The organism is Mesorhizobium sp. WSM4832 (assembly GCF_055811115.1).
In genome coordinates, this window is record NZ_JBVVQH010000012.1 from 1 (window position 1) to 24,503 (window position 24,503).

The window sequence follows — 24,503 nt, forward strand, 5'->3', positions numbered from 1 at the left end:
CGGGCGCCGGAGCCGACGGCGATGATCTCGCCTTCCTGCGGCTTTTCCTTCGCCGTATCCGGGATGATGATCCCGCCGGCTGTCTTGGATTCGGATTCGACCCGGCGAACGACCACACGGTCATGAAGCGGGCGGAACTTGGACTTTGCCATGTTTTCTTCCTCGAATGAGAACGGTGAGAACTGTTCCTCCATCCGGCGATGCCGGATACGAGTTAGCACTCACCAAAGGCGAGTGCTAACGTGGCGCTGAAATAGGCTGGCGGCTTGCCAGAGTCAAGGCGCGTGCAAGGGCCAAACGGAGCGAAATTTTCTCAAACCGCTGAGGGTTGTGGAAAGCCCGTCGATGCCCAAAGGTCGCGCGACGTCAGTCGCCAAGGCGCAGGCCGATTTGCTTGGTTTCAAAATCAAGCAGCAAGCTGTTCTTCTCGAAATATCGGATGCCAACGATGTTGTGAGGAAGACCGGGAATGAACTCTACCTCAGGATTGTATGTGGTCTTGAAACTCCAATCCTCCTGGCCATCGGCATTTACAAGGATCTTCGTACCAGTAGTGAGCGACGAATAGGGTTCCGAGGCATCTGTTGAGACCATTATCGTCGAGTTGCCGGTGTCGTAAAGCGTCGGCCGGCATTTAGGTTCGGATCCCCATGAGATACAGGCATCGATGGTCGGAAAATTGTAGCGCCAATCGGCTTCTTTCCATCTTTGAATCCTGAAATCCTTTTTAATGTCTTTTGGCACGCCGATGTGTAGGGCCTCCACTTCCGGGCAGGTACCGTCTCCAGTCGTGCAGCGCTTCCACTTGGCGCCGAGCGGAGAGAGGTAGTATCCCCTGTCAAGGCCGGGTCCGACGCTCACAAGCAGAAGCGGTGATTTGATCATCCGGTCTGGTCCGCTGCCACCAACAGGAGAGATGCCAAAAATGCCCTTGGGCCAAAGTGGACCGCCGACGATCTCGCCGGTACTGTGCTTCACTTGTTTATAGCGGATGACGAACGGGACCGTGGTGTCGGTGGAAACAGCGGCTGTCGGCGACCCAAAAGTTACACGAGCATAGGCGATGTTGCCATACTCGTCGTAGGTTCCATAGTTCATGATAGTCTGTTGGGTGCTGACCCTTATCCCGTCGATGTCCTGATCCTGTGTGATCTTGATCCCATCGTCGGAACAAAGGCCTGCCGGCAGCACCGATTGGCATTCGATCGTCATTCCGCTCGATCCGGTGTCCAGCAGTAGAGGCTGGTTCACCTTGTGATTGCCGAGCGAAACGATATTCACATAAACCATGCGAATATTTCCCGGCTTCCACGGGTACTCGACTTTGATCAGGGGCACAGTGGCGGGAGGCTCATCGGCCTTGGTTGGGGCGGGCAGACAGAGTAATGCGAACGCCAAGGTTGGCAGTATTGCTGCAAGTATCTTCATTTCCCCACCCATATTTTCGGCCGCTCGATATTAGGCCGAAAATGCATTACTGCGGGGCGTTTTGCAACTTCCGCGCGCAAGTCCAGGAAATGTCCGCGAGGAACTCGCTTTCTGGAAATTTCAGTGCCTCGGCGACCGCAGCACCAGCAGCGGGCAGCGTTCGGCGAGCCCGTAGGCGCCGGTCGAGGCAATGCCGACGTCGCTGAAATACACTTCGGCCTCTTCGACAATGGAAGCCGCCGGCGCAAAGCTGTAGATGGCCGGCGAGTTCCGGTAGACATCGATGGTGCCGATGACCGGCAGTCCCCAGCCGGTGCGCTCGGAAAGCTCAGTGCGGCCGGGGAACAGCGCTTCGAATTGTTCGAGGATTCCCGTCACCGGAATGATGTAGTCCGGCGCGCCGCCGGCTGCGGTCATGGCCACGCGCCATTTGAGCTCGTGGAAGGTCGAGACGCCGCCGGCCAACGCCAGGGCGCGGACATCCTGCGGGTCGTCCGGTGTCTCGGGCGAGGCGTAAAGCCTGATGCCGGCGCGGCCGTCGGCACTGAGCACGCGCGCGATCGCCGAAAAAAGCGCTCGTCTTGCATCGGCGCCGCCGATGACCGAGAGACATCCATCGCCGATCAATGCGTCGATGCTCGCGCCTGGAAACGGCAGGTCGAACCAGTCGCCGATAACCGCTTTGCGCGTATCGGTGTCGCCCGGCCAGATGCCGGCAATCATGTCGAGGGACTCATCGATCGCCGTCATGGTGGCGCCAAGTCCGGCGAGCTCCGGCGTCACGCCGAGCAGAACGACATGCGATTGCGAAAGCTCGAGCTCACGTTCATAGGTCTCGACCACCTCCGCCGGCGGCCGCAGCGGCGAGCCGAGCAACTGCCAGTGTTTGCGAATTGCATTCCAGTGCTCTGTCATTCAAAACCTGGGTCGGTTAGCGCGTTGTATTCGATCGAATAGTCGAGCACGCTTGACAAGCCAAGTGGGGCGCATGGCACGCATCGCCGTCATCACGCATGAACATGACCGCTTCCAGAGCCGGCGCGGCCTGCTGCTGCGCCGTGATAGCCCGTATATGCTCTTCGACCTGCTGGAAGAGCTGAAGCGCCGCGGCCATTCGGTCCGGATCCTGCGCGGCACTTCAGCGAAGCCCGACGCCGACATCGCGGTGCTGCATCTCGACGCGACCGTGACACCGCCCGACTATGTCGACTATGCGCGCCGCTTTCCGTTCTGCCTCAACCTCGGCGCCGCAGACATTTCGAAACGCTGTATCAGCGGCGCGGCAATTGGCCGGGGCGATGAATGGCAGGGGCAAGTCATCGTCAAGAGCAGCCTCAACCATTGGGGAACGCCGGAACAGCAACTGAACCATCGCGCGCGCCGCGCTGGCAAGCCGGAGCCGTTTCCAGGCGTCGAACCTTTCGACAAATATGAAATCCATGCCTCGCTCGCCGACGTTCCGGTCAAGGTCTTCGAGCGCCGGGATCTGGTCGTCGAGAAATTCATTCCCGAGCCGGAGCCGGACGGCTTCGGTGCCCGCTTCTGGCTGTTCTGCGGCGAGCGCGAGCGCTGCACCCGCCATGTCTCGCCGCAGAGCCTCGTCAAGGGCGACGACACGATCCGCCGCGAGGCCGTTCCGGTGCCGGACGAGCTTCGCGCGCTGAGGCGCAAGCTCGGCTTCGACTATGGCAAGTTCGATTTCGTCGTGCATGAGGGCAGGGCGGTGCTGCTCGACGCCAACAAGACCCCTGGACGGGCCAGGAACCTTTCGAGCTTCATCACCGCCGGCAATGCCAATCTTGCCGACGGCTTCGAAGGACTGATCCGCCAGGTTACCTGATTGCCACTCAGATATTCATCCCGCCCGAGACCTCGATGCGCTGCGCGTTGACCCAGCGATTGTCATCCGACAGCAGCGAGGCGATCATCGGGCCGATGTCGTCGGCCACCCCGGCGCGGCCCAGCGCGGTGACGCCGGCCACCATGCGGTTGATCTCGGCATTATCGCGCACATGGCCGCCGTTGAAGTCGGTGGCAATTGCCCCGGGCGCCACGGTGTTGGCGGTGATGCCGCGCGCGCCGAGCTCCTTGGCGAGGTAACGCGTGAACACTTCGATGCCGCCCTTCATCATCGCATAGGCCGACGATCCGGGCGCGGCGAAACGCGCGAGCCCGCTGGAGATGTTGATGATGCGGCCGCCATCGTTGATCAGCGGCAGCAGCGCCTGGGTGAGGAAGAACACACCCTTGAGGTGGGTGTTCATCAGCGTGTCGAATTCCTCTTCCGTCGTCTCGCCGATCATCTTGCGCAGGCCGGTGCCCGCATTGTTGACCAGATAGTCGAAGCGGTCGCGCTGCCAGGTTTCCTGCAGCGTCTTCTTCAAGGCAGCGACGAAGGCCGGGAAGGTGGCAATGGCGCCGGTATCGAGTTCGAGCGCGGCGGCGCGGCCGCCGGCGGCCTTGATCTCGGCGATTGCCGTCTTCGCCTCGTCGGCGCGTGAGCGATAGGTGACAATGACGTCGACGCCCTTTTGGGCGAGGTGGAGCGCGGTGTTGCGGCCGAGGCCGCGGCTGCCGCCGGTGATGAGGGCGATGGGGCGGGTGGTCATGGCGAAATCTCCTTCTGTTTGGATGGAGATGCATATACTCGACTGATCGGCCGATATAATCGGGCACGGATTGCCAACACTATTCAGTATGTGCGAACAATCGGCATGGACCGGTTTGACAGCATGCGGCTCTTCACCCGCGTCGTGGAACGGCGCAGCTTCACCGCGGCTGCCGCCGATCTCGGCCTGCCGCGGTCCAGCGCCACCGCCGCGATCAAACAGCTTGAAGAGCGGCTTGGCGTGCAACTGCTGCGCCGCACCACAAGGCACGTCACGACGACGCTGGACGGCGAAACCTATTACCAGCGCTGCATCGGCATCCTCGCCGACATCGAGGAGGCCGAGGGCACCTTTGGCGCGCATGAAGTGCACGGCCGGCTCAGCATCGACATCAACGGCCATTTGGCCCGCACCTTGGTGATCCCGGAATTGCCGGCTCTGCTTGAGCGCCATCCCGGCCTCAGCGTGCATATCGGCGAGGGCGACCGCTTGGTCGACCTCGTGCGCGAAGGCGTCGATTGCGTGGTCCGCGCCGGCACGCTGCCCGACAGCGACATGATCGCGCGCCGCATCGGCATGGCGCGCGAGGCGACGCTCGCCAGCGCCGCCTATGTCGAACGCCATGGCCTGCCGCGCTCGCTTGACGAGCTTGCCGGGCACATGATGATCGGCTTCGTCTCGTCCCGCACCGGACAGGTGATGCCGCTGGAATTCACCGTCGACGGCAAGATCCGTGAGATCGTGCTTTCGTCGAGGGTCACGGTTTCCAATTCCGACACCGCCGCCACGCTGGTGCGTCAAGGCTTCGGCCTATACCAGGCGCCGCGCCGCCGCTTCGCCACCGACATTGAAGCGGGCCGGCTGGTCGAAGTGTTGCCCGGCAATCCGCCGACACCGACGCCGATCTCGGTGCTCTATCCGCCCAGCCGACAACTGTCGCCACGGGTGAGGGTCTTCGTCGACTGGCTGGTGGAGATTCTGGGGCCGAAGCTGGATCCCTGATCGTGATCAGAGAAACAACCGCAACTGCGTGTGGATGATCGACCGATAGTCCTCGATCGTTCGCCGTCCCTCTTCCTTGTCCTGGGTCAGCGCGAGCCGCACGACGCCGCCGGCAAGCTGGAAGATCAGGAACACCACGCGCCCGAACGCCTCGCGCTGCTCCGCTTGAAGCATCGGCGCGACCTGGTCGCAGAACATCTTGGCCTGCTGCCTCGTCTCGGCGATGTCGAGATGCTGCAGCGCCTTGTCGGCCTGGATGGCGTTCTGCAGGTCCTGGATCGCCGGGTCCGCAGCGACGCGGGCATAGTAGTCGTCGAGCAGCCGGTCGGCCGCGGCGGTCACGTCGTCCAGTCCGCGTATTTGGGCGATGATCGCGCCGAAGCGCGCTTGGCTTTCCTCGGAAAACCGCTCGTAGAGCATCGCCAGGATCGCCGATTTGCTCGGGAAGTAATGATAGACGGTGGCAATCGGTCCGCCGGCCAGCGCGCCGACTTCCTTCATCGTCACCGCGTCGATGCCCTTTTCGCCGATCAGCCGCATTGTCGTGGCGAGGATCGCGTCGATGCGCTCGCGGCTGCGTTCCTGCTTCGGCTTGCGCCGCGGTTCCGTCGCCGTTCGCCTTGTCTGCGTCATGCGCCAAATCTCGTGAGCTTACGAATTCGCGGTTGACAAGAAACATGATCAAGTATCAGTTTCGTGAAATGCTGACAACTTGTCAGCTTTTCGATCGGGCTGCAAGGGAGAGCGCCTCGTGATGGTCACCGACGCCGCGCAAGTGGAAAATGGCGACTGGCTTGTCGGCAACCCGACCGGCCTGCAGCTGGCCTCGGCGCTGTGGATCGGCTCGGTCGGTCTGCTCATCCTCGGATTGCAGCCGGTGCTGCTCGGTGCGCTCTATACGGAGGGCCATGTCACCGGCGACGAGCTCGCTTTGGTCGCCACCGCCGAGATGATCGCGATCGCCATTGGCTCGGCGATCGTGGCGATGCTGCTGCCTGCCAGGAACATGCGTTGGAAGAGCGCGGTGCTGCTCGTCCTGCTCGCGCTCGCCAATTTCTGGACCGCTTATGCCGGTACCCCCAATGCGCTGATCAGCGCGCGGACACTGGCCGGCCTGGCGGAAGGCGGGCTGGTCGCCGTCGCCACCGAATTGATCGCCCGCTCGCGCCGGGCCGAGCGCATCGGCGGCTATTTCGTCACGCTGCAGACCTTGGCGCAATGCGCGCTGGCGCTGATACTGGCGCTCTATGCCGTGCCTGCCGACGGCTCGGCCGGCGGCTTCGTCGCGCTCGGCATCGTCTGCCTGCTTTCGCTGGTCGTCGCCTGGACCGTGCCGGACGACTATGCCGACCTGCCCAAGGAAGAGCAGTTTGCCAATGTGGCGACCATGCCGGCGATCACCGCGCTGCTGTCGATCTTCTGCTATTTCATGTTCTTCGGCGCCGTCTGGGCTTTTCTCGAACCCATCGGCGCGCAGTTCGGCATCGACGGCCGCACCGTCGGGCTGATGGTTTCGGCAAGCCTGGCCGCGCAGGTGATCGGCGCCATGACCGCGACGGTGTTCGAGGCGCGCATCGACTATCGTTTCGCCATCACCGTCATCGGGATCGTCGCGGCGATCAGCTCGATGCTGCTCGCATCCGGCCCTGGCCTTTCGGTGTTCTGGGCGGTGGCGCTGGTGATGGGCTTCATCCTGCTCTTCATCGTGCCTTACCAGATCCGCCTGGCGATCACCGCGGACGAGACGCGCAACGCTGTGTTGCTGGTGCCTGCGGCCCAGCTTTTCGGCCTCGCCATCGGCCCGATCGCCGCTTCGCTTTTGATTGACGGCGCGAATTTCCGCCCGGTGCCGGAATTCGCCGCCGCGACCGCCTTGGCGAGCGTGGCGCTGCTCGGCGTCTTCGTGCTGGTCGCGCGGCGGCGCGGCCGGGCCTGAGCGCGAGGATCAAGATGGCAAACGCCTGGAGCAACTGGTCGGGCCTCGTCACGGCCTCCCCGAAAATCATCGCGACACCGGCCGACGCCGGCGAGCTGGCCGAACTGGTGCGCTCGGCGCCCGGTCCGCTGCGCGTCGCCGGCGCCGGCCATTCCTTCACGCCGCTGGTGCAATCCGACGGCACCATCGTCTCGCTGGAAAAGATCGAGGGGCTGGTCTCGCACGATGCCGCGAACAGCCGGGCGCGGGTGAAGGCAGGCACGCGGCTGGGCGCCCTGATGCATATCCTGCAGGACATCGGCCAAGGCCTGCCGAATATGGGCGACATCGATCGCCAGGCGATCGGCGGTGCGTTGGGCACGGCAACGCACGGCTCCGGCCCGACGCTCGGCGCCTATCACACGCAGATCGAAGCGCTGCAGATCGTCGATGGGAAAGGAAAACTGCGCGAGTTCAGCCGGGCGAACGGCCTGGACATGATCCACGCCACCGGCGTCGCGCTCGGCGCTTTCGGCGTGCTGACCGAAGTGACGATGAACAACATCCCCACCCATCGGCTGCGGCGCCGCAAATGGGTGCTGCCGATAGCCGACATGCTGCGCGATTTCGAGACGGAGATGGCTGCGCATCGCTCGGCCGAGTTCTACTACATCCCGTTTTCCGGCTATGCCCAGTTCATCGCCAGCGATTTCAGCCACGCGGCACCCACACCGCGGCCGACCGAGGACGACGAGGAGGGGCTGGCTACACTGCGCAAGCTGCGCACCGTTCTCCGCTGGCTGCCGTCGCTGCGCCGCGCGCTGATCCGGGGCGCGGTGAAGAAGGTGCCGTCCGAGGACTATGTGCAGGACTGGCTCAACGTCTACGCCAGCGATCGTCGCACCAAATTCAACGAGATGGAGTACCACCTGCCCTACGAGGAAGGTCCGAAGGCGCTGGCCGAGATCATAGCGCTGACGGAAAAGCACTTTCCGGAAGTCTATTTCCCGATGGAGGTGCGTTCGGTGGCGCCCGATGAATTCTGGCTTTCGCCCTTCCACAAAAGGCTGACCTGCTCGATCGCCATCCACCACGATGCGGCGAATGATCCGCTGCCTTTCATGCGCGCCGCGGAGCCGATCTTCCGCAAGTACGGCGGCAGGCCGCATTGGGGCAAGATGCACAGCCTGAAGGCGGCGGACTTCAAAAAGCTCTATCCGCGCTGGGATGAGGCGATGGCGGTGCGCCGCGACATCGATCCCGAAAGCCGTTTCGTGTCGCCCTACATGGCCGGCCTGTTCGGCATCGAGCCCAGTCCTTCTGGCATCCAATAATGAGCGCCTATTTCGCCGCTCTGTCCGACGCGCTGAGGGCCGCCGACATCTTCCGGCCCTGCCTTGTGCTCGACCGTGACCGGCTGGACGGCAACATCGCGCTGGTCAAGGACAGGCTGGCGCCAGGCCTTGCCGTGCGGCTGGTCGATAAGTCGCTGCCTTGCGTGCCGCTGCTTTCGCACATTGCCAGAGCGCTTGGCACCAACCGCTTCATGACCTTCCACCCGCCGGTGACGCAAGCCGTCCTCGACGCCTTCCCCGAGGGTGATCTTCTCTACGGCAAACCGATGCCCGTGGGCGCCGCCAAGGCAGCGCTGACCAGGGGCGGCGCCGGCTGGTGGTCGCGCGTCTGCTGGCTGATCGACACACCGGAGCGGCTGGCCGAGTATGGCGCGCTCGCTGCCGCGCTCGGCACCGAGTTGCGCTTTGCCTTCGAGGTCGATGTCGGCCTGCATCGCGGCGGCTTTCGTGATCCCGCCGAGATCAAGGCGCTGACGATACCCAAACGCCTGCATTGCGAAGGCATCATGGCCTATGAGGCGCATGCGCCGGCGATACCGGGCCTGTTCGGCGGCGCGGCCAAGGCGCTGAACCAGGCCTCGGCCAAGGCCGCCGAGTTCGTCGCGGTCCTCGACCCGAGCCAGCGCCGCATCCTCAACATCGGCGGCTCGAAGACGGCACTGCTGCATGGCCGGGGGGCAGCCAACGAAGTGTCAATCGGCTCGGCCTTCGTACTGCCGAGCGACTTCGACACGCCCGGCCTCGACGGCTTCCAGGCGGCGGCCTTCATCGCGACGCCGATCCTCAAGGCGGTCGAGCCGGTGTTGCCGGGTCCGGCTGGGCTATCGAAGGCTCTGCAGGCGCTCGGCCTCTTCCCGCGCAAGGGCTGCTATCTCTACGGCGGCAAGTGGATGGCCGAGCCGGTGTTTCCCGAAGGCATGAAGCCGAATAGTTTGATCGGGCTGTCGTCCAACCAGCAGTTCATGGGTCTGCCGGCTGGAGCGGATGTGAGGCCGGGCGACTATGCTTTCTTGCGTCCGACGCAGAGCGAGGCCGTGCTGCAGCATTTCGGGGCAATTGCGGTGTTTGCCGGTGGACGGATCGTCGAGTTCTGGCCGGCGCTGCCGATGGGGTGAGAGCGTGCATCTCCACGTGTCGAACGAGGCGCTATCCGGCCACCTTTCTCTCGTCCTTGGCCAAATGGTACGGGTGGATCAGGATCTCCGCCGGAATATGCCATTCGCGATTGAGCTTGAATGCCATGTCCAGGGTGAGCGCGCGCTTGCGGCTCAAGATTTCGGAGGCGCGCGAAGCTGAACCCAGAAGTTGCACGAGGGCTGCCCGATTTAGGTTGGCCATTTCCATGTGGGCGACGATTGCGTCCACGGGATCGGGCTCTTCGATAGGGTAGTGCTTGGCTTCGTAAGCCTCGATAAGAACAGCCAGGACATCGAACCGATCGGCCTCAGGGCTGCCAATGGCGGGCTCGTTGTCAAAATAGCGAGTGATCTCGGCAATCGCCCAATCGTAATCAGCTTCGGTCTTAAGAGGTCGAATGTTTTCCATCACACCTTCTCCACGTCTATCTTGTCGTACTCGGCGTGAGTGCCGACGAATTTGATCAGCAGCCGCTTGAATGTGTAGCTGACATGCACAACCAGCCGGTATTTGTTGCCGGCGATGTCGAACACGACGCGGTTGTCGGCAACGAAATCCACACTCGTGCCGAACTGCGCCTTGATGTCAGCCGATGTTTTCCACTCGACCTTGCTCGATGCGTTGAACCAGGCGGTCAGCGGCGCTTTGGCCCGCGGATGTTTGGTCCAGAATATGACGAGCGTTTTCTTGCTGACGATTTGCATGGCGACATATAGGCTTTTCCCATATCGGGAACAAGCTAAATTACCAAAATGGGAAATCAACTATGTGGGCGCTCCACGATCCTCGCGAGATCGTGAGGTCATCCATCTGAGCAGTTTATTGACTCCGTCAACTAACTGATTGATCCTGCGCCAGACAGGAGAACAGTCCCATGACCATCCACGATCACCCCGGAAAGGAGCGCATCGATACGGTGCGTGCCTTCAATCGCTTCTACACCCGCCAGATCGGCCTGCTCGACGAGGGGCTTTTGAAAAGCCCGTTCTCGCTGACCGAGGCGCGGGTGCTTTATGAGCTTGCGCATCGCGACGGTCTCGTCGCCAGCGACCTGGTGCGCGACCTCGGCCTCGATCCCGGCTATGTCAGCCGTCTTTTGAAGAAATTCGAGGAGCGCGGCCTGGTCGAGCGCGAAGCCACCGAGGCGGATGCGCGCCGCGCCTCGATCGCGCTGACGCCGGCGGGCAGGGAAGCCTTCGCGCCCCTGAACCAGGATTCGCACGATCAGGTGCGCGCGCTGCTCGATCGTCTGACGCCCGTCGACCAGGAGCGGCTGGTCAAGGCGATGCGCACCGTCCAGGACCTGCTCGGCGACAGGCCCGAGCCCAAGGTGCCCTACATCCTGCGGCCGCTGCAGGTCGGCGACATCGGCTGGGTCACACGTCGCCAGGGCATGCTCTATGCGCAGGAATATGGTTGGGACGAGACCTACGAGGCGCTGGTGGCCGAAATCCTCGGCGAGTTCGTCAAGAATTTCGTCCCGCAATGGGAGCGCAGCTGGATCGCCGAACGCGAGGGCGAGGTGGTCGGCTCGGTCTTCGTCATGCGCAAGTCGCCCAAAGTGGCGAAGCTCAGGCTGCTTTATGTCGAGCCGTCGGCGCGCGGCCTCGGTATCGGCCGGCGGCTGGTCGACGAGTGCATCGCCTTCGCGCGTGCCAAGGGCTACAGGACGCTGACGCTGTGGACCAACGACATATTGGGCTCGGCCCGCCGCATCTACCAGGCCGCGGGCTTCAAGCTGGTCGATGAGGAACGCCATCATTCCTTCGGCAAGGATCTGGTTGGTCAGACGTGGAATTTGGAACTGTAGCGCGCACGTTTCATCCCCTGATCGGCAGCCAGATCTCCAGCCCGCCATTGCCGGTGTGCGCGTCGAATTCGGGCCCGTAGCGCTCGAATTCCGGCGCGTCGGCGATCTCGTGGCCGGAGGCCGGCAGCCAGCTGTTCCAGATCGTGTTGATGGTGCGGCGAATGGTCGAGATATGCTCGCGGTGCGCGAACACCGCATATTTCTGCGCCGGCACCCGCACGCGGCAAAAGTCCCTGGGCAGGTCGGAGAAATCCGTCACCTCGACGCCGACGACATAGTCGAAATTGCCGGCGTCGTCGCCGTTGAGGCAGGCGCCGTAGAAGACGCCGGGCACCTCGCCCGGAATGTTGCCGATATAGGGGGCGAAGCGCTGCCACTGCATCGGGATGCCGGCGCTGGTTTCGCAGCTGTAGCGCTCGCCAAGCCCGGTGATGAGGAAGGGTCGGCTGGTCTCGAAGCGCGGCGGCTCGAGCGTGGTGAGAAGTGAACTGTCCATCAGGATAGGCTCCACGAGGTCGAGGGTCTGGGTCGAGCCTTGCGCGCGCACCAGCTCCGGCGTGGTGCCGAACGCATCGCGAAAAGCCCGCGTGAACGCCTCATGCGAGCCGTAGCCGGCATCGAGCGCGACCGAGAGAATGTCGCGCGCGCCGCCCGCCAGCTTGCGCGCCGCTTCGCTCAAGCGGCGCGCGCGCATATAGCCCATCACCGACCGCCCGGTGGCCGCACCGAAGGCGCGCGTCACATGGAAGCGCGACACGCCGCTGCTTGCCGCGACATCGTCGAGGCTGATGTCGTCCGGCAGGTGGCTTTCGACAAACCACAGCGCTTTTTCGGTCGGGTTCATGGTTCCTCGCATTTGGCGGGGCGACACTAACCCCCGCGCCAACAGCCAGTTTGATCGAAATTGCTCGCCGGGTACAAATCCCGTTCGACATGGCTGCATCTTCACGGGCCGCTAACCATGAACGCATCGCATGCCTGCCATGTCGATTTTGCCGGCTTCTGGCGCAAAACATCCACTTGAATAGTAAGCACGCTTATTATATGTATCGCTCATGGTTTCAGATGGCATCGACAGATTGGGATTTTTGATCCACGACGTGCAGCGCCTGATGCGCAAGCGCTTCGAGGCGCGCGCCAGCGGATTGGGTCTTTCCTCGGCGCAATGGCGGCTGCTCGTCCGAGTCGCCAAGGAAGCCGGCGTCGCGCAGGCGCGGCTTGCCGAGCTCCTCGAAATCGAGCCGATCAGCGTTTCGCGCCTGGTCGATCGCATGGAGGAGGGCGGCTGGATCGAGCGCCGCCAGGACGCGACCGACCGGCGCGTGCGCATGATCTTCCCGACCGAGAAGGCAAACGCGGCCTATGCCGACGTCAAAAGCCTGGCCGGCGAGGTCTATGAGGAATCGCTGGCCGGCGTGTCCACGGAAGAGCGCCGCGTCCTGATCCGCGTGTTGGACACCATCGTGCGGAATTTGACGGACGCCGAGACATCGTCCCTGGAAAAGATGAAGAGTACGGAAGGCGCAGCAGCATGAACGCGGCAGCCAAGATAGAAGACGACAACATCACCACGCTGGAGATCGAGGCGCCGGCGCAGCCAGCCGCCAAGGCGTCGGCGGAGCCGATCGCCGAAGCCCCGGCAAAGCCCGCGGCCGCTCCGGTCGCGGTTGCTCCCGAGCCGCAGCCGGCTCCGGCAGCGCCGAAGAAGAAGCGCCGCCTCGGCCGTTTCCTGTTGATGGTCGCCCTGCCGCTGGCTCTGCTTGCCGGCGGCTCGTATGTCTGGGTGACGGGCGGCCGCTACCAGGAAACCGAGAACGCCAACCTGCAGCAGGCCAGGATTTCGGTCGCTTCCGACACGGCCGGCCGCATCGTCCAGGTCGGCATCGCCGACAACCAGCTGGTCAAGCAGGGCGACCTTCTCTTCGTCATCGATCCCGAGCCTTACAGGATTGCGCTCGCCCAGGCCGATGCGGCGGTCGCCGGCGCGCGCCTCAATGTCGAGCAGCTGCGCGCCGCCTACAGCCAGGCAATGGCACAGGAAAAGTCGGCCGCCAGCGAGGTCGACTATGCGCAGTCGCAATATGGCCGCGCCGCCGACCTCGCGCAGAAAGGTATCAACGCCAAGTCGTCCCTCGATGAGGCCCGCAACGACCTCGACAAGGCCAAGCAGCAGCTCGCGGTCGCTCAGCAGGGCATCGTCAGCGCCAAGGCAGCGCTCGGCGGCAATCCGGACATCGAGACCGACAAGCATCCGACCGTGATGGCGGCTTTGGCCGCGCGCGACAAGGCCGCCTACGATCTGGCGCAGACCACTGTGAAGGCGCCGGCCGATGGCATCGTCTACCAGGCCGCTTCCTTCAAGCTTGGCCAGTATGTCGCCGTCGGCACGCCGCTGTTCGCGCTGGTCGAGACCGGGGACACCTGGATCGACGCCAATTTCAAGGAAACGCAGTTGACCCACATGACGCCGGGCCAGAAGGCCGAGATCGTCGTCGACACCTATCCGGGCCGCACCTTCGAGGCGACCGTCAAGGCGATCGGCGCCGGCACGGGCGCGGAGTTTTCGCTGCTGCCGGCGCAGAACGCCACCGGCAACTGGGTCAAGGTCACGCAGCGCATTCCGGTGCGCCTGGAGCTGACCGATCCCGACGCCAAGATGGCGCTGCGCACCGGCATGAGCGCCACCGTCACCGTCGACACCGGCGTGGCGCGCGGTCTGCCGTCGATCTTCGGCCACGCCACGGCAGGAGAGCAGGCGCAGTAACGAGTAGGAGTAGGGGATTGGTCGACGGGAGAAAGTTGGAAGGATCAGCGTCTAGGACGAGCCGCGTGCGGCTCGATCGAAACTGAAGCCTTCGACACGGCCCCGTCGGTCCTCGCGTCTCCGGGCGGCAGGCATCCGTAGAGACTTTCGGTCGATGTAACCCCCACATCGATAGTCGCGTCCCACCGCGATGAAGGTCTCTCAACGGAAGGCCCGCCGCCCGGAAACCTAGAGCCGGATGATGTCAGGCCGGTCCGACCTGAAATCTGAATCCGTCTCTAGATCAAAGAGATAGAGCATGATGTCGTCCGAAGACCGCTTCATACTCTTCGACTTTGTACGCTAGCGTACACTTTTTTGCTATCCGCTGGAAGTTCAGCATCATGAGCACACCCGAACCTTTCAAGGAAGTGCCGCATCGCGGGCTGATCACGGTCGCGCTGATGTTGGCCACGATCATGCAGGCGCTCGACACCACCATCGCCAATGTCGCGCTGCCGACCATGACCGGCGATCTTGGCGCCTCGCCTGACAACATCAACTGGGTGCTGACCTCCTATATCGTGGCGGCGGCGATCATGACGCCGGTCACCGGCTGGCTCGCCGACCGGCTTGGCCGCAAGGAGCTCTTTCTCGCATCCGTTGTCGGTTTCACCATTTTCTCGATGCTCTGCGGCCTCGCCTGGAGCCTCGAGACGATCGTGCTCTTCCGCCTGCTGCAGGGCGTCTTCGGCGCCGCCATCGTGCCGTTGTCGCAGACCTTCCTGCTCGACATCAATCCGAAGGAGCGCCATGGCCAGGCGATGGCGATCTGGGGCGCCGGCATCATGCTTGGGCCGATCCTGGGCCCGACGCTGGGCGGCTGGCTGACCGAGAACTTCAACTGGCGCTGGGTTTTCTTCATCAACCTGCCGGTCGGCATCCTAGCCTTCCTCGGCATGGCCGCCTATCTGCCGGTCATCGCCAAGCGCGTGCGCGGCTTCGACTTCTTCGGCTTCGCCATGCTCTCGCTGGGCGTCGGCGCGCTGCAGCTTCTGCTCGATCGCGGCGGCGAGGTCGACTGGTTCAACTCAGTCGAGATCTGGATCGAGCTCGCTCTGTCGCTCACCGGCTTCTGGGTGTTCATCATCCACACGATGACCGCCGAGCATCCCTTCATCGATCCAAAGATCTTCCTCGACCGCAATTTCGTGACCGGGCTGGGCTTCATCTTCGTCATGGGCGTGCTGATCCTGGCCTCGATGTCGCTGTTGCCACCGATGCTGGCCAACATCTTCGGCTACCCGACCGTCACCATCGGCGTCGTGCTGGGGCCGCGCGGCATCGGCACGATGATCTCGATGCTGTTCGTCGGCCGCATCATGCACAGGATCGATGCTAGGATCCTCGTCGCCTTCGGCTTCCTGCTCACAGCGCAGTCGCTCTACACCATGGCAAGCTTCACGCCGCAGATGGACAACTGGCTGATCATCTCCTCGGGCGTCATCCAGGGCCTCGGCATGGGCATGGTGTTCGTGCCGCTGTCGACGGTCGCCTTCGCCACGCTCGATGCGCGCTACCGCACCGACGCTACCTCGCTGTTCAGCCTGGTGCGCAATCTGGGCTCGTCCATCGGCGTGTCGGTGGTTGCGGCGTTGATGGTTCGCAACACGCAGATCAACCACACCGAGCTTTCGGCCTTCATCAACCCGTACAATCCCAACCTGTGGGCCGCGTCTCCGGCGGCCGCTGGCGGCGATCCCGCGGCACTTTCGCAGGTCGACCGTGCGGTAAATGCCCAGGCGATGATGATCTCCTACATCAACGACTTCAAAATCCTGATGGTGATGACGCTGGTCGCGATCCCATTCGTGATCCTGCTGCGCAAACCCAAGGCCGCGCCGGCGAGTGGTGCGCCGGCAGCGCATATGGACTAGGACCGCCACGCCGGTTGGTCCTAGATCACAATCGAGACAGACTGCATCGTCCCAGCATTGAGCGGTTGGATGAACGCGATGCAGAACCCGTCATTTCCCGTATTCGATCTCGGACAATTCGAGGCCGCGAGCGCCGCGCGGAAGAAGGCGCTTGGCCGCGAGGTCGACCACATCTGTCGCGGCACCGGCTTCCTGGCGGTCAAGAACCACGGCGTTCCGCAGGCTGTGATCGATGCCGCCTGGTCGAAGGCGAAGGCCTTCTTCGACCTGTCGCCCGAGGAAAAGCAGCGTTCGAAGGCGCCCTACAAGGGCTATCCCTATGGATATCTCGGCCCCGAGCTCGAGGCGTTGGCAAAATCTCGCAACATCGACACGCCGCCGGACCTGAAAGAGAGCTTCAATGGCGGACCTCTCCGCGTGCCGCCGGGCATTAAGGACCCGGAGGCGTTGGCCTTCTGCTACGCCGAGACGATCTGGCCGGCCGAGCCCACGGGCTTCGTTGAAGCCTGGAAGGCCTACTACGCTGCTCTCGAAGATCTGGCGCTGCGCATCATGCGGGTCTTCGCCACAGCGCTTGGCTTGCCGGAGACCTATTTCGACGCTTTCCTCGATGCGCCGATCAGCGCGCTCAGGGCACTGAACTATCCCGAGCAGCATGTCGCGCCGAAGCCCGGCCAGATTCGCGCCGGCGCCCATACAGACTATGGCAGCCTGACCATCCTGCTGCCGCAGCCAGGGTCACGCGGACTTCAGATCGTCACGCCGAGCGGCGAATGGGCGGAGGTGCCGCCGGTCCCCGGCGCCTTCGTCATCAACATCGGCGACCTGATGGCACGCTGGACCAACGACCGTTGGGTGTCCACCGTGCATCGCGTCGTCAACCCGCCGGCGGAAGAGGGCGGCAGGGATCGCCGGCAATCCATGGCCTTCTTCCACCAGCCGAACTGGGATGCCGAAATCACGGTTCTGAGCGCATGCCTGGCCGAGGGAGAGGCGCCGAAATACGAGCCGGTGCGCTCCGGCCCTTACCTGATGGGCAAGTTCAAGGCGACGACGAAGTAGTAGGACGGCAAGGGTAGGGCGGGAGGACCGGCAGCCTACCTGCCCAGCACCAGCGACCAGTAGCGCAAGGCGGGGTCGCGGCCGTCGCGAACATAGGCCAGCCCGAAGCGGCTGAAGTCCGGGTCGAGCATGTTGCGGCGGTGGCCGGCCGAATGCATCCAGATGTCGAACAGTTTCTGTTGGTCGAAGCGGCCCTCGGCGATGTTTTCGGCCGCCGCACCCCGCACGCCGTTGTCCTTCATGCGCGAGGCGAAATCCTTGCCCCAGCCGGTGGTGTGGCTCATGCGCTCGCGCGATGCCATGTAGCCGGCCTGCTGCAGCGCTGCCTGTTCGAGCTGCGCGTCGGGCGCCAGTGCCGGCAGCCCCGCCGTGGTGCGTATGCCGGCCAGCGTCGCCGTAGCGGATGAAGAGGCGCCCGCGCCTTCGCCCGTCGGCACCGTGACGGTGCTGCAGGCGGCGATGCCGGCAAGCGCTGCAAGGCCGGCGGCCTTGAGCAGCGTGCGACGGTTGAGATCGGGCAAGGGAGAATCGACGGTCAGGATGGTCATGCGGCCTCTGATACCGCAGAACATGGCTTTTGCCGGGCAAGGAGATGATGGGACGCCATGCGATCCATGCGGCGACAAGGCGACAACCCTTGGCAAATGCGTTATATTGCCACAGGTACCAGTGGCAGCCATGGGCGGCCAACCAGGCAGTGACCGCCCATTGCAGCGTGCGTCCGATTGGATGCAAACGACGCTGTAAAACTTTGGTTTGGCGCATGATCCCCTTTCCGAAAGCCGGTTCGCGGCTTTCGGGGTCATGCGCGAAAAAACGGAGGACGGTTATGGCCGGTTTTCATGTCATGACGGACGCGCATGGGATGCATGTGCAGCCCACGGTGCGACGCATCTCCACCTCGGATCTTTGGGATGCGCTGAGGCTCGGCGCCGAGGATTTCTGGGCCAAGCCCTCGCATTATGTATTCCTGTGCCTGATCTATCCGATCGTCGGCCTGATCCTGACGCGGTGGAGCTCCGGATCGAACGCCGTCCAGCTCGTCTATCCGCTGATGTCCGGTTTTGCCTTGATCGGTCCGTTCGCGGCGATCGGCCTCTATGAGATCAGCCGCCGGCGCGAGCTCGGCATGAGCAGCCGCTGGCACCATGCGCTCGATGTCCGCCATTCGCCGGCGCTGCCGTCGATCGCGGTCATCGGCATCCTGCTCTTCGCGCTGTTCCTGCTTTGGCTGTTCACCGCGCAGTCGCTCTACACCAGCCTGTTCGGCGCCGAGGCGCCCGCGTCGGTCGGCGCCTTTGTGCGCGACGTGCTGACGACCGGCAAGGGCTGGACGCTGATCCTCGTCGGCAACGCCGTCGGCTTCGTTTTCGCCGTTGTCGTTCTAGCCACGACGGTCGTCGCCTTCCCACTGCTGCTCGACCGTGACGTCGGTGCCGTCTCCGCGATCGAAACCTCGGCCCGCGCAGTGATGGCCAACCCGCTGACGATGGCGCTCTGGGGCCTGACAGTCGCCGTGTTGCTCGTGGTCGGCTCGATCCCGCTATTTGCCGGGCTCGCCGTCGTCATGCCGATCCTCGGCCACGCGACGTGGCACCTCTACCGCAAGGTGATCGAGCCGGAGCAGATAAGGCCCGCACGCCGTCCGATGTAGGAAACTGTCCAAAGCGGTACTGGAGCAGGTCTATGAGCAAATTTTCGAGGTCGCTCAAAGGAGCGGCACTCGTGGCTTGCTTTTCGGCTGTCGGTTGTTTTGCTGTGGCGCGCGCCGCCGCCGACCAGTTGGTGCATCTTGAAAGCGCGGCCGTGACGCCAACGCCGTTTCAGCTGCGCATTGCGCAACAAAGCGGGCAAGCGCCCAAAGCTGTTCCCGGCACACCGTTGAACGGCTATCTCGCGCGGCCGCCGGGCGAGGGGCCGTTCCCGGCTGTCGTCGTTCTCCACGGATGCACGGGGCTGTTGCCGGATGTAAGGAAAGCCTGGTCCGAGCGGCTGTCTTCCTGGGGGTATGTCGTCCTCTTTGTCGATAGCTTCAGCACGCGCGGCATAAAGGAAACCTGTGATGGCCTCCACTCTGTTGATCGCGTTTATGACGCCTACGGCGCCTTGGAGTTCCTCTCGAGATTCAGTTTTGTCGACCCGCGGCGCATAGCGTTGGCGGGGTCATCTGCTGGCGGAACCACAACGCTGGAGGCCGTGCAAACTGGTGGCGCCGAGCGGCTTATGGCGCGCAAGTTCAAGGCAGCGATTGCCTACTATCCGAATTGTTCGGCTGCGAATGGCGACATGACGGTCCCGACCTTGATCCTGATCGGTGAGCTTGACGATTGGACTCCCGCCAGGAAATGCCAGGAGATGGCGCGGCGCGGCGGCAAAGGAAGCTCCGTGCAGCTCGACATCTTCAAGGGTGCGCGTCACGCATTTGCTTCCCCGGGATTGAAGGCCGGCACCGAGGACTATGGTCACCGGGTGGAGTACGATGCGGCCGCGGCCAAACAATCCGCAAGCGAGGTTCGAGCATTCTTGAAGCAAGCGCTCGGCGGCTAAAGCGCGTCGCGCTGAAACGGATTCAGGCGACGCGCTTTAAAGTGTTCGTTTTGATGCATGTCCTTGTCCCAGAACCGCTGCACACTTCTGGGCGATATGCATAACGCTCAGCGCTGCGCCTCGGTCGCCATCTTCAGCGCCAGCGCCGTCAGCACCGTACCCATCATCCAGCGCTGGACGACCAGCCAGAACGGTCGTCCGGCGAGGAAATTCGCGATCGATCCGGCGGTCACCGCGATGATCGCGTTGACGGTGAGGCTGATCGAAATCTGCGTCACGCCGAGCACCAGAAGCTGCGACAGCACATGGCCCTTAGCCGGATTGATGAACTGCGGCAGCAGCGAAAGGTAGAGCACCGCCACCTTCGGATTGAGCAGGTTGGTCATCAGCCCCATGGCGAAAAGCTTGCGCGGCCTGTCCCGTGGCAGCTCGCGCACCTGGAACGGCGAGCGTCCGCCGGGCTTGAGCGCCTGCCAGGCCAGCCACAGCAGATAGAGCGCGCCGGCGAAGCGCAGCGCATCGTAGGCAAAAGGCACGGCGAAGATGAGCGCGGTAATGCCGAAAGCTGCCGACACCACATAGAACAGGAAACCCAGCGCCACGCCGCCGAGCGAGATCAGCCCGGCCTTCGGCCCTTGCGACAGCGAGCGCGAGATCAGGTAGATCATGTTCGGCCCGGGCGTGAGCACCATGCCGAGGCAGATCAGCGCAAAAGTGAGATGGTTGGCGGCGTCGGGCATCGGGGTCTCCGGATGGCGGCGGAGATGTGCGCTGGTTCGCTAGGAGACGCAAGGGCTTGGCGGCGCCGGACGTTGCGCCAGACAAAAGCACGTATATGCGCTGGGTTGTGTTCCTTCACACCCCCCTCTGTCCTACCGGACATCTCCCCCGCAAGGAGGGAGATTGGCAGCTTCCGCGCCGTCGCTACCCCACTACCCTCAAATTCGACAACTCGTTCGCAATTTCCTTGAAATTGTTCGAAAGCGTCGCCCCGGTCGCGTTCCAGAACAGCTTGGCCGGTTTGCTGGGATCGGTCGGATCCTTGCGGAAGCGAGAATCGGAAGAGCAGGCCTTTAGCGCGGCCATCGCCTTCTGGTCGCCGGTATCGGTCGACGACATGTCGAGCGCCACCGTCATCACCATGATCTTGCCCGCCTTGGCGTTGTCGCACAGCTTCGCCATCTGCTCGTTCATCGCGGCGGTGTAGTTGCTCGACGAATAGTTGAACTGGCCGATCGCGCTCGACGTGCCGCCGAACAGGCGGGTGACCGAGGTGCCGTTATAGCCGACACCGGTATAGCCATAGGCGGCATAGGTCGACTTGTTGACGGCCGGGTCGGGATTGACCGTCGAATAGGTGTTCTCGCCGTCGGTCAGCACGATGACCACCTTGTCGTTGCCGCGCTCGTTCTCCGGCCGCCCCTCGGTGAACGGCGCGGCGTTGGACACGGTGCGCCAGCCCCAGGCCATGCCTTCGGGCACGTTGGTGTTGCCGTTGGGCTGCATCAGGTCGATCGCCGCCTTGATGGCTGCAAGCCCATCCGCGTTGGTGACGTCGGTGAGCGGCGTGATCGGCGTCGTCGTGCAACTGTAGTTCGGGCCGGCGCCCTTCGACAGCACCGGTGCGTTGATCGGCCGCGGCTGGAAGTACTTGGCCATGTTGGATTGCCGCGTCGGGCCGTCGGGGCTCGTCGGATCGTCGTTCCACCAGCTGTTGGCGGCGCCGTAGGTTTTCGGCGGAAGCTCGTCGGGATCTTGCGTGATGTACCAATGGTTGCCAGGTTCGTCCGACGCGAACATCGGCACGAACATGGTCGCCGGATCGCCGACGCCGATGCCGGTGTTGTTGGGGCCGCCCGAGGCCGGCGTGTCGTCGACATTGTAAGGATAAGGCCGAACCTCGACGCAGCCTTGCCAACTGGCGAATGGCCCGTAGGTGTCGTTGTAGTCGTATTCGTTATGGCTATCCGAGCAGGTATGATTGGAACGGTACTTGTCGCAGACGACGCGCTTGCTGCCGGCGATGCGTTCATGGCTGGTGACGACCTTCATGTCCCGATAGAGCCCGAAGCGGGTCAGTATCTGGTCTTCCTCTACGCCCCAGCCGGTGCCCTTCTTATACCAGATGCCGTTGATTTTCTGGGCGTATTTGTCGGAGGCGCTGAGTGTCGACCAGTCGAAATTCTCGTTGGCGATCGGCGACAGACCATAGGTGTCGATCCAGGAGGCGTTGTCGTTGTCCGGCCCGACATTGACCGAAGCCGCGAAGGGCACGAGGCTGAACTGGACCGGCTTGTCGATCTGCTTGATCTGCGACGCCTGCTGCGCCAGCGTGTCGACAAGCTGCTTGGCGGCCTGTTTGAGCAGGTCGATGCGCTTCTGTCCCGAGCCGGTGCCGGGCGTCGTCATGGAGCCCGAATTGTCGAGCACCATCGCCACTTCCAGCGTGTTCTTCAGCCGCACCTGAGAGCACATCTCAAGCTGGATCGGCTTGTGTGCGTCGCCGTCGTATGCGCCATTGAGCAACGCCGCGGCCGGATAGAAATAGGGGTGGTAGGTGAGCGTCGCGCAAAGCTTCATCAGGCCGCCGCCGGTCTGGCTGCTTGGCAGCGTGACATCGAGCGAAAGGTTGCCGGGGTCGACACCATTGAGGTTGGAATTGAAGAAGCCAACCGCGTAGGCCCTGATCTGGTCGTCCGTCGCTCCTTGCGAAAGCCGCCCCGCTGCGGCGAAGTTGGCGGCGTCGAGCGCGCTCAGCACCATCTGCTTTTCGCGATTGAGCTCCCCGAAATCGACACCCATGGCCACTACGCCCATCAATGGCACCATGACGATCGCCGTCATCAGGGCATAGTTGCCGTGGCGGTCACGGCAGAATTGATGCCAGAATTTGCGCATCTTAGGCAAGCGGCTTTTCTTTCTAGATCAGCTGACGATGCGCAGGTTCGATAGCTCGTCGGCGATTTCTTTTTTTACCGCCTCCATTTCATTGCTTCGGGTATTCCAGAACAGTTTCTTGCCGGAGGTGAAACGTGATTCCGAGGAGCAGTCTTTTAACGCCTGGATCTGCTTTTTCTCAGTTGCGTCGCTCTCATTCAAATCGAGAGCAATAGTCATGACTATGACATTATGGTCGACAGCATTCTGGCAAACCGTGGAAATGCTCTTGCTGTCTCGAACGAAGTGCTGGTTCATCGCGGCTGTATAGCTGCTGTTGTCATAAGAGACGGAACCGGTTGTGCCCTTGAATATTCGTTTCACCCCGGGTTGGCCGTTGTAGTCAGTGCTGGCGTAGCCGTAAGCAGAGTAGGTCGACTGGTTGCTTGCGTCGTCGCTTAGTCTGAGAGAGCCGGGTGTGTAGTAAGTGTTGGCACCGTCGGTCAGGACGATAAGAACCTTGTCGTTACCTCGCTCAGCTTCGGCACGCCCCTTGGTGAACGGTGGGCTGCTCGAAAGAACTCTCCAACCCCAAGCCATAGCCTCCGGTACATTGGTTGCGCCGTTCGCGACCATGTTGTCAATCGCCGTCTTCAGCGCGTCCCGCTGGGCGTCGACGGCAACGTCGGTCAGCTCAGTTATTGGCGTTGTCGTGCAGCTGTAATTCGGACCTTTTCCGGAGGGCGTGGACTTATTGGCAGGGCGAAGCTTGAAGTATTTCGTCATGTTCATCTGACGAGCCTTGGCCGCGCCGGTTTGGCTGGTGTCGTCGTTCCACCAACTGTTGGGAGCGTTGAACAAATTCAACTGATCGCTGGCGATGGCTGACGTTGTCCATGCCTCTCCCGCTTCGTCGGGCGCGAACATAGGCACGAACAGGGTTGCAGGGTTACCAGCGTTCGGCGGCGTGTCGTCGATATTGTAAGGGTAAGGTCGGGACTCGATGCAGCCACCCCATTTGGCCAGAGGCGCAGTGGTGGTGCTGTTGATCCTATACTTGGTCTGATCGAACAAGGTGAACCGGGTGAGCTGCTGATCTTTCAGACTTCCCCAATTGTTCCCGCGAGCGATCCACGTACCGTTCAGTGATTGGACACATTTGCCCGAAGCGTCTGAGCACGTGCTCGTGGTGGTTTGAGGAAACGATTTCCAGTTAAAATTTTCGTGGTGGATCGGCGAGAGGCCTTGCAAATCCAGCCAATCAGCTCGTTTCGCCGGATCATAATAATAGTCGGGCCCGACATTGACAGAGGCTGCGAACGGGACCAGCGCGAACTGCACCGGCTTGTTAAGCTGGGAAATCGTCTTCGCCTGCGCTGCGACCAGGTCGATGAGTCCTTTGGCGAAGTCTTTTAAAACTGTCAGCCGTTTCTTGCTGGTCCCGAACCCGGTTTCGTCCATCGAGCCCGAATTATCCAGCACCAACGCCACTTCCAGCGTGTTCTTGAGGCGGACTTCCGAGCACGCCGTGAAGTTAGTATCGCTGGCCGTCTTGCCGAGGAGCATCGCGGCGGCCGGCAGGAAATAGGGATGAAAGTGAAGGTTGGCGCAAAGCTTCAGCGTGCCGCCGCCGGTGTTGCTGCTGGGCAAGGTGACGTTCAGCAGCGTGTTCGCCGGAAGGACGTGCCTGAGATTGGCCTCGAAGAATGTCTTGGCATAGGCCTTGGCATCCGCGTCACTTGCACCGGAGACGATCTGCTGCGCCGTGGCGATGCCGGCCGCATCGAGCGCGTTCAGCGTCTCCTGCCGTTCCCGCGTCAGTTCGGTATAGTCGACCGCCAACGCGACGCCGCCCATCAGCGGTATCATCGTGATGACCGTCATCAAGGCGTAGTTTCCCCGCCTGTCGTGGAAAAAATCGCGAATCATTGCGTATACCCCCGCCAAGGACCCATGTTGAGATACAACCATGGTCGCAGTTGACCGTACTACCATGGTCATAAATCGTTAAATTTCAGCTTGCTCGAAACTATCAAGAACGCGCCGCCTTTTTGACGGCGCGTTAACCCTGTGCTTCCGGA

General features: G+C 62.7%; 24 protein-coding genes. 12 read left to right on the forward strand and 12 right to left on the reverse strand.

Going from position 1 to position 24,503, the window contains the following annotated elements:
* The 3 genes from AC0L2L_RS17730 to AC0L2L_RS17740 form a co-directional block, all read right to left on the reverse strand.
* Positions 1–152 (reverse strand): co-chaperone GroES (locus tag AC0L2L_RS17730; protein ID WP_164750074.1); only part of this gene is annotated, 152 nt, incomplete at its 3' end.
* Positions 153–366: 214 nt separating this feature from the next.
* Positions 367–1,428, reverse strand: coding sequence for a pepsin/retropepsin-like aspartic protease family protein (locus AC0L2L_RS17735; RefSeq protein ID WP_473579864.1), 1,062 nt, complete (start codon positions 1,426–1,428; stop codon positions 367–369).
* A 120-nt stretch (positions 1,429–1,548) separates the two neighbouring features.
* Entirely contained in the window at positions 1,549–2,343 is a 795-nt protein-coding gene (locus AC0L2L_RS17740; protein ID WP_473579865.1) for a class I SAM-dependent methyltransferase, read from the reverse strand.
* Positions 2,344–2,416: 73 nt separating this feature from the next.
* On the opposite strand from AC0L2L_RS17740, the gene AC0L2L_RS17745 reads away from it, so the two are divergent.
* Positions 2,417–3,268 (forward strand): ATP-grasp domain-containing protein, encoded by an 852-nt coding sequence (locus AC0L2L_RS17745; RefSeq protein WP_473579866.1) that lies wholly within the window; start codon positions 2,417–2,419, stop codon positions 3,266–3,268.
* A 7-nt stretch (positions 3,269–3,275) separates the two neighbouring features.
* Here the strand turns inward: AC0L2L_RS17745 and AC0L2L_RS17750 are convergent, their stop codons facing one another.
* The gene (locus tag AC0L2L_RS17750; protein ID WP_473579867.1) at positions 3,276–4,037 is read right to left on the reverse strand and encodes an SDR family NAD(P)-dependent oxidoreductase; all 762 of its coding nucleotides are present in this window, start codon (positions 4,035–4,037) and stop codon (positions 3,276–3,278) included.
* A gap of 105 nt (positions 4,038–4,142) precedes the next feature.
* Between AC0L2L_RS17750 and AC0L2L_RS17755 the strand changes: the two genes are divergently transcribed.
* Entirely contained in the window at positions 4,143–5,039 is an 897-nt protein-coding gene (locus tag AC0L2L_RS17755; protein ID WP_473579868.1) for a LysR family transcriptional regulator, read from the forward strand.
* A 6-nt stretch (positions 5,040–5,045) separates the two neighbouring features.
* Here AC0L2L_RS17755 and AC0L2L_RS17760 read toward each other — a convergent pair whose 3' ends face one another.
* A complete protein-coding gene (locus AC0L2L_RS17760; protein ID WP_473579869.1) occupies positions 5,046–5,672 on the reverse strand; it encodes a TetR/AcrR family transcriptional regulator in 627 nt (208 codons plus the stop codon).
* A gap of 121 nt (positions 5,673–5,793) precedes the next feature.
* Here AC0L2L_RS17760 and AC0L2L_RS17765 point away from each other — a divergent pair, with 121 nt between their 5' ends.
* Genes AC0L2L_RS17765 through AC0L2L_RS17775 form a run of 3 tightly spaced genes read left to right on the forward strand, consistent with a single transcriptional unit; the run spans position 5,794 to position 9,424 of the window.
* Positions 5,794–6,975: an MFS transporter gene (locus AC0L2L_RS17765; protein ID WP_473580031.1), complete on the forward strand. Its 1,182-nt coding sequence runs from the start codon at positions 5,794–5,796 to the stop codon at positions 6,973–6,975.
* Positions 6,976–6,989: 14 nt separating this feature from the next.
* Positions 6,990–8,288: a D-arabinono-1,4-lactone oxidase gene (locus AC0L2L_RS17770; RefSeq protein ID WP_473579870.1), complete on the forward strand. Its 1,299-nt coding sequence runs from the start codon at positions 6,990–6,992 to the stop codon at positions 8,286–8,288.
* Entirely contained in the window at positions 8,288–9,424 is a 1,137-nt protein-coding gene (locus AC0L2L_RS17775; RefSeq protein ID WP_473579871.1) for an alanine racemase, read from the forward strand. The genes AC0L2L_RS17770 and AC0L2L_RS17775 overlap by 1 nt, the downstream gene beginning before the upstream one ends.
* 31 nt (positions 9,425–9,455) lie before the next feature.
* On the opposite strand, the gene AC0L2L_RS17780 is transcribed toward AC0L2L_RS17775, so the two are convergent.
* Both AC0L2L_RS17780 and AC0L2L_RS17785 read right to left on the reverse strand, forming a co-directional pair.
* A complete protein-coding gene (locus AC0L2L_RS17780; protein WP_473579872.1) occupies positions 9,456–9,854 on the reverse strand; it encodes a helix-turn-helix domain-containing protein in 399 nt (132 codons plus the stop codon).
* Complete coding sequence (locus tag AC0L2L_RS17785; protein WP_473579873.1) at positions 9,854–10,150, reverse strand: type II toxin-antitoxin system HigB family toxin; 297 nt, start codon at positions 10,148–10,150, stop codon at positions 9,854–9,856. Before AC0L2L_RS17785 ends, AC0L2L_RS17780 begins: the two co-directional genes overlap by 1 nt.
* A 170-nt stretch (positions 10,151–10,320) precedes the next feature.
* On the opposite strand from AC0L2L_RS17785, the gene AC0L2L_RS17790 reads away from it, so the two are divergent.
* Positions 10,321–11,256: a bifunctional helix-turn-helix transcriptional regulator/GNAT family N-acetyltransferase gene (locus AC0L2L_RS17790; protein WP_473579874.1), complete on the forward strand. Its 936-nt coding sequence runs from the start codon at positions 10,321–10,323 to the stop codon at positions 11,254–11,256.
* Between the two features lie 10 nt (positions 11,257–11,266).
* Here AC0L2L_RS17790 and AC0L2L_RS17795 read toward each other — a convergent pair whose 3' ends face one another.
* A complete protein-coding gene (locus AC0L2L_RS17795; protein WP_473579875.1) occupies positions 11,267–12,100 on the reverse strand; it encodes an AraC family transcriptional regulator in 834 nt (277 codons plus the stop codon).
* A gap of 211 nt (positions 12,101–12,311) precedes the next feature.
* Between AC0L2L_RS17795 and AC0L2L_RS17800 the strand changes: the two genes are divergently transcribed.
* From AC0L2L_RS17800 to AC0L2L_RS17815, 4 genes are all read left to right on the forward strand, one after another.
* Complete coding sequence (locus AC0L2L_RS17800; protein WP_473579876.1) at positions 12,312–12,791, forward strand: MarR family winged helix-turn-helix transcriptional regulator; 480 nt, start codon at positions 12,312–12,314, stop codon at positions 12,789–12,791.
* On the forward strand, positions 12,788–14,020 hold the full coding sequence (locus AC0L2L_RS17805; RefSeq protein ID WP_473579877.1) for an HlyD family secretion protein: 1,233 nt from the start codon (positions 12,788–12,790) through the stop codon (positions 14,018–14,020). Before AC0L2L_RS17800 ends, AC0L2L_RS17805 begins: the two co-directional genes overlap by 4 nt.
* 383 nt (positions 14,021–14,403) lie before the next feature.
* Positions 14,404–15,936 (forward strand): DHA2 family efflux MFS transporter permease subunit, encoded by a 1,533-nt coding sequence (locus AC0L2L_RS17810; RefSeq protein WP_473579878.1) that lies wholly within the window; start codon positions 14,404–14,406, stop codon positions 15,934–15,936.
* 69 nt (positions 15,937–16,005) lie between these two features.
* Entirely contained in the window at positions 16,006–16,998 is a 993-nt protein-coding gene (locus AC0L2L_RS17815) for an isopenicillin N synthase family dioxygenase (protein WP_473579880.1), read from the forward strand.
* Between the two features lie 35 nt (positions 16,999–17,033).
* On the opposite strand, the gene AC0L2L_RS17820 is transcribed toward AC0L2L_RS17815, so the two are convergent.
* Complete coding sequence (locus AC0L2L_RS17820; protein WP_473579881.1) at positions 17,034–17,546, reverse strand: CAP domain-containing protein; 513 nt, start codon at positions 17,544–17,546, stop codon at positions 17,034–17,036.
* 281 nt (positions 17,547–17,827) lie between these two features.
* On the opposite strand from AC0L2L_RS17820, the gene AC0L2L_RS17825 reads away from it, so the two are divergent.
* Together AC0L2L_RS17825 and AC0L2L_RS17830 are read left to right on the forward strand one after the other, a co-directional pair.
* A complete protein-coding gene (locus AC0L2L_RS17825) occupies positions 17,828–18,652 on the forward strand; it encodes a DUF2189 domain-containing protein (protein ID WP_473579882.1) in 825 nt (274 codons plus the stop codon).
* Between the two features lie 32 nt (positions 18,653–18,684).
* A complete protein-coding gene (locus tag AC0L2L_RS17830) occupies positions 18,685–19,545 on the forward strand; it encodes a dienelactone hydrolase family protein (RefSeq protein WP_473579883.1) in 861 nt (286 codons plus the stop codon).
* A 107-nt stretch (positions 19,546–19,652) separates the two neighbouring features.
* On the opposite strand, the gene AC0L2L_RS17835 is transcribed toward AC0L2L_RS17830, so the two are convergent.
* The 3 genes from AC0L2L_RS17835 to AC0L2L_RS17845 all read right to left on the reverse strand — a co-directional run bounded on the left by AC0L2L_RS17835 (position 19,653) and on the right by AC0L2L_RS17845 (position 24,309).
* Positions 19,653–20,285, reverse strand: a complete 633-nt coding sequence (locus tag AC0L2L_RS17835; RefSeq protein ID WP_473579884.1) for a LysE family translocator — start codon at positions 20,283–20,285, stop codon at positions 19,653–19,655.
* 184 nt (positions 20,286–20,469) lie between these two features.
* Positions 20,470–22,443: a TadE/TadG family type IV pilus assembly protein gene (locus AC0L2L_RS17840; protein ID WP_473580033.1), complete on the reverse strand. Its 1,974-nt coding sequence runs from the start codon at positions 22,441–22,443 to the stop codon at positions 20,470–20,472.
* A 27-nt stretch (positions 22,444–22,470) separates the two neighbouring features.
* Positions 22,471–24,309, reverse strand: a complete 1,839-nt coding sequence (locus tag AC0L2L_RS17845; RefSeq protein WP_473579885.1) for a pilus assembly protein TadG-related protein — start codon at positions 24,307–24,309, stop codon at positions 22,471–22,473.
* Positions 24,310–24,503: the final 194 nt, after the last annotated feature.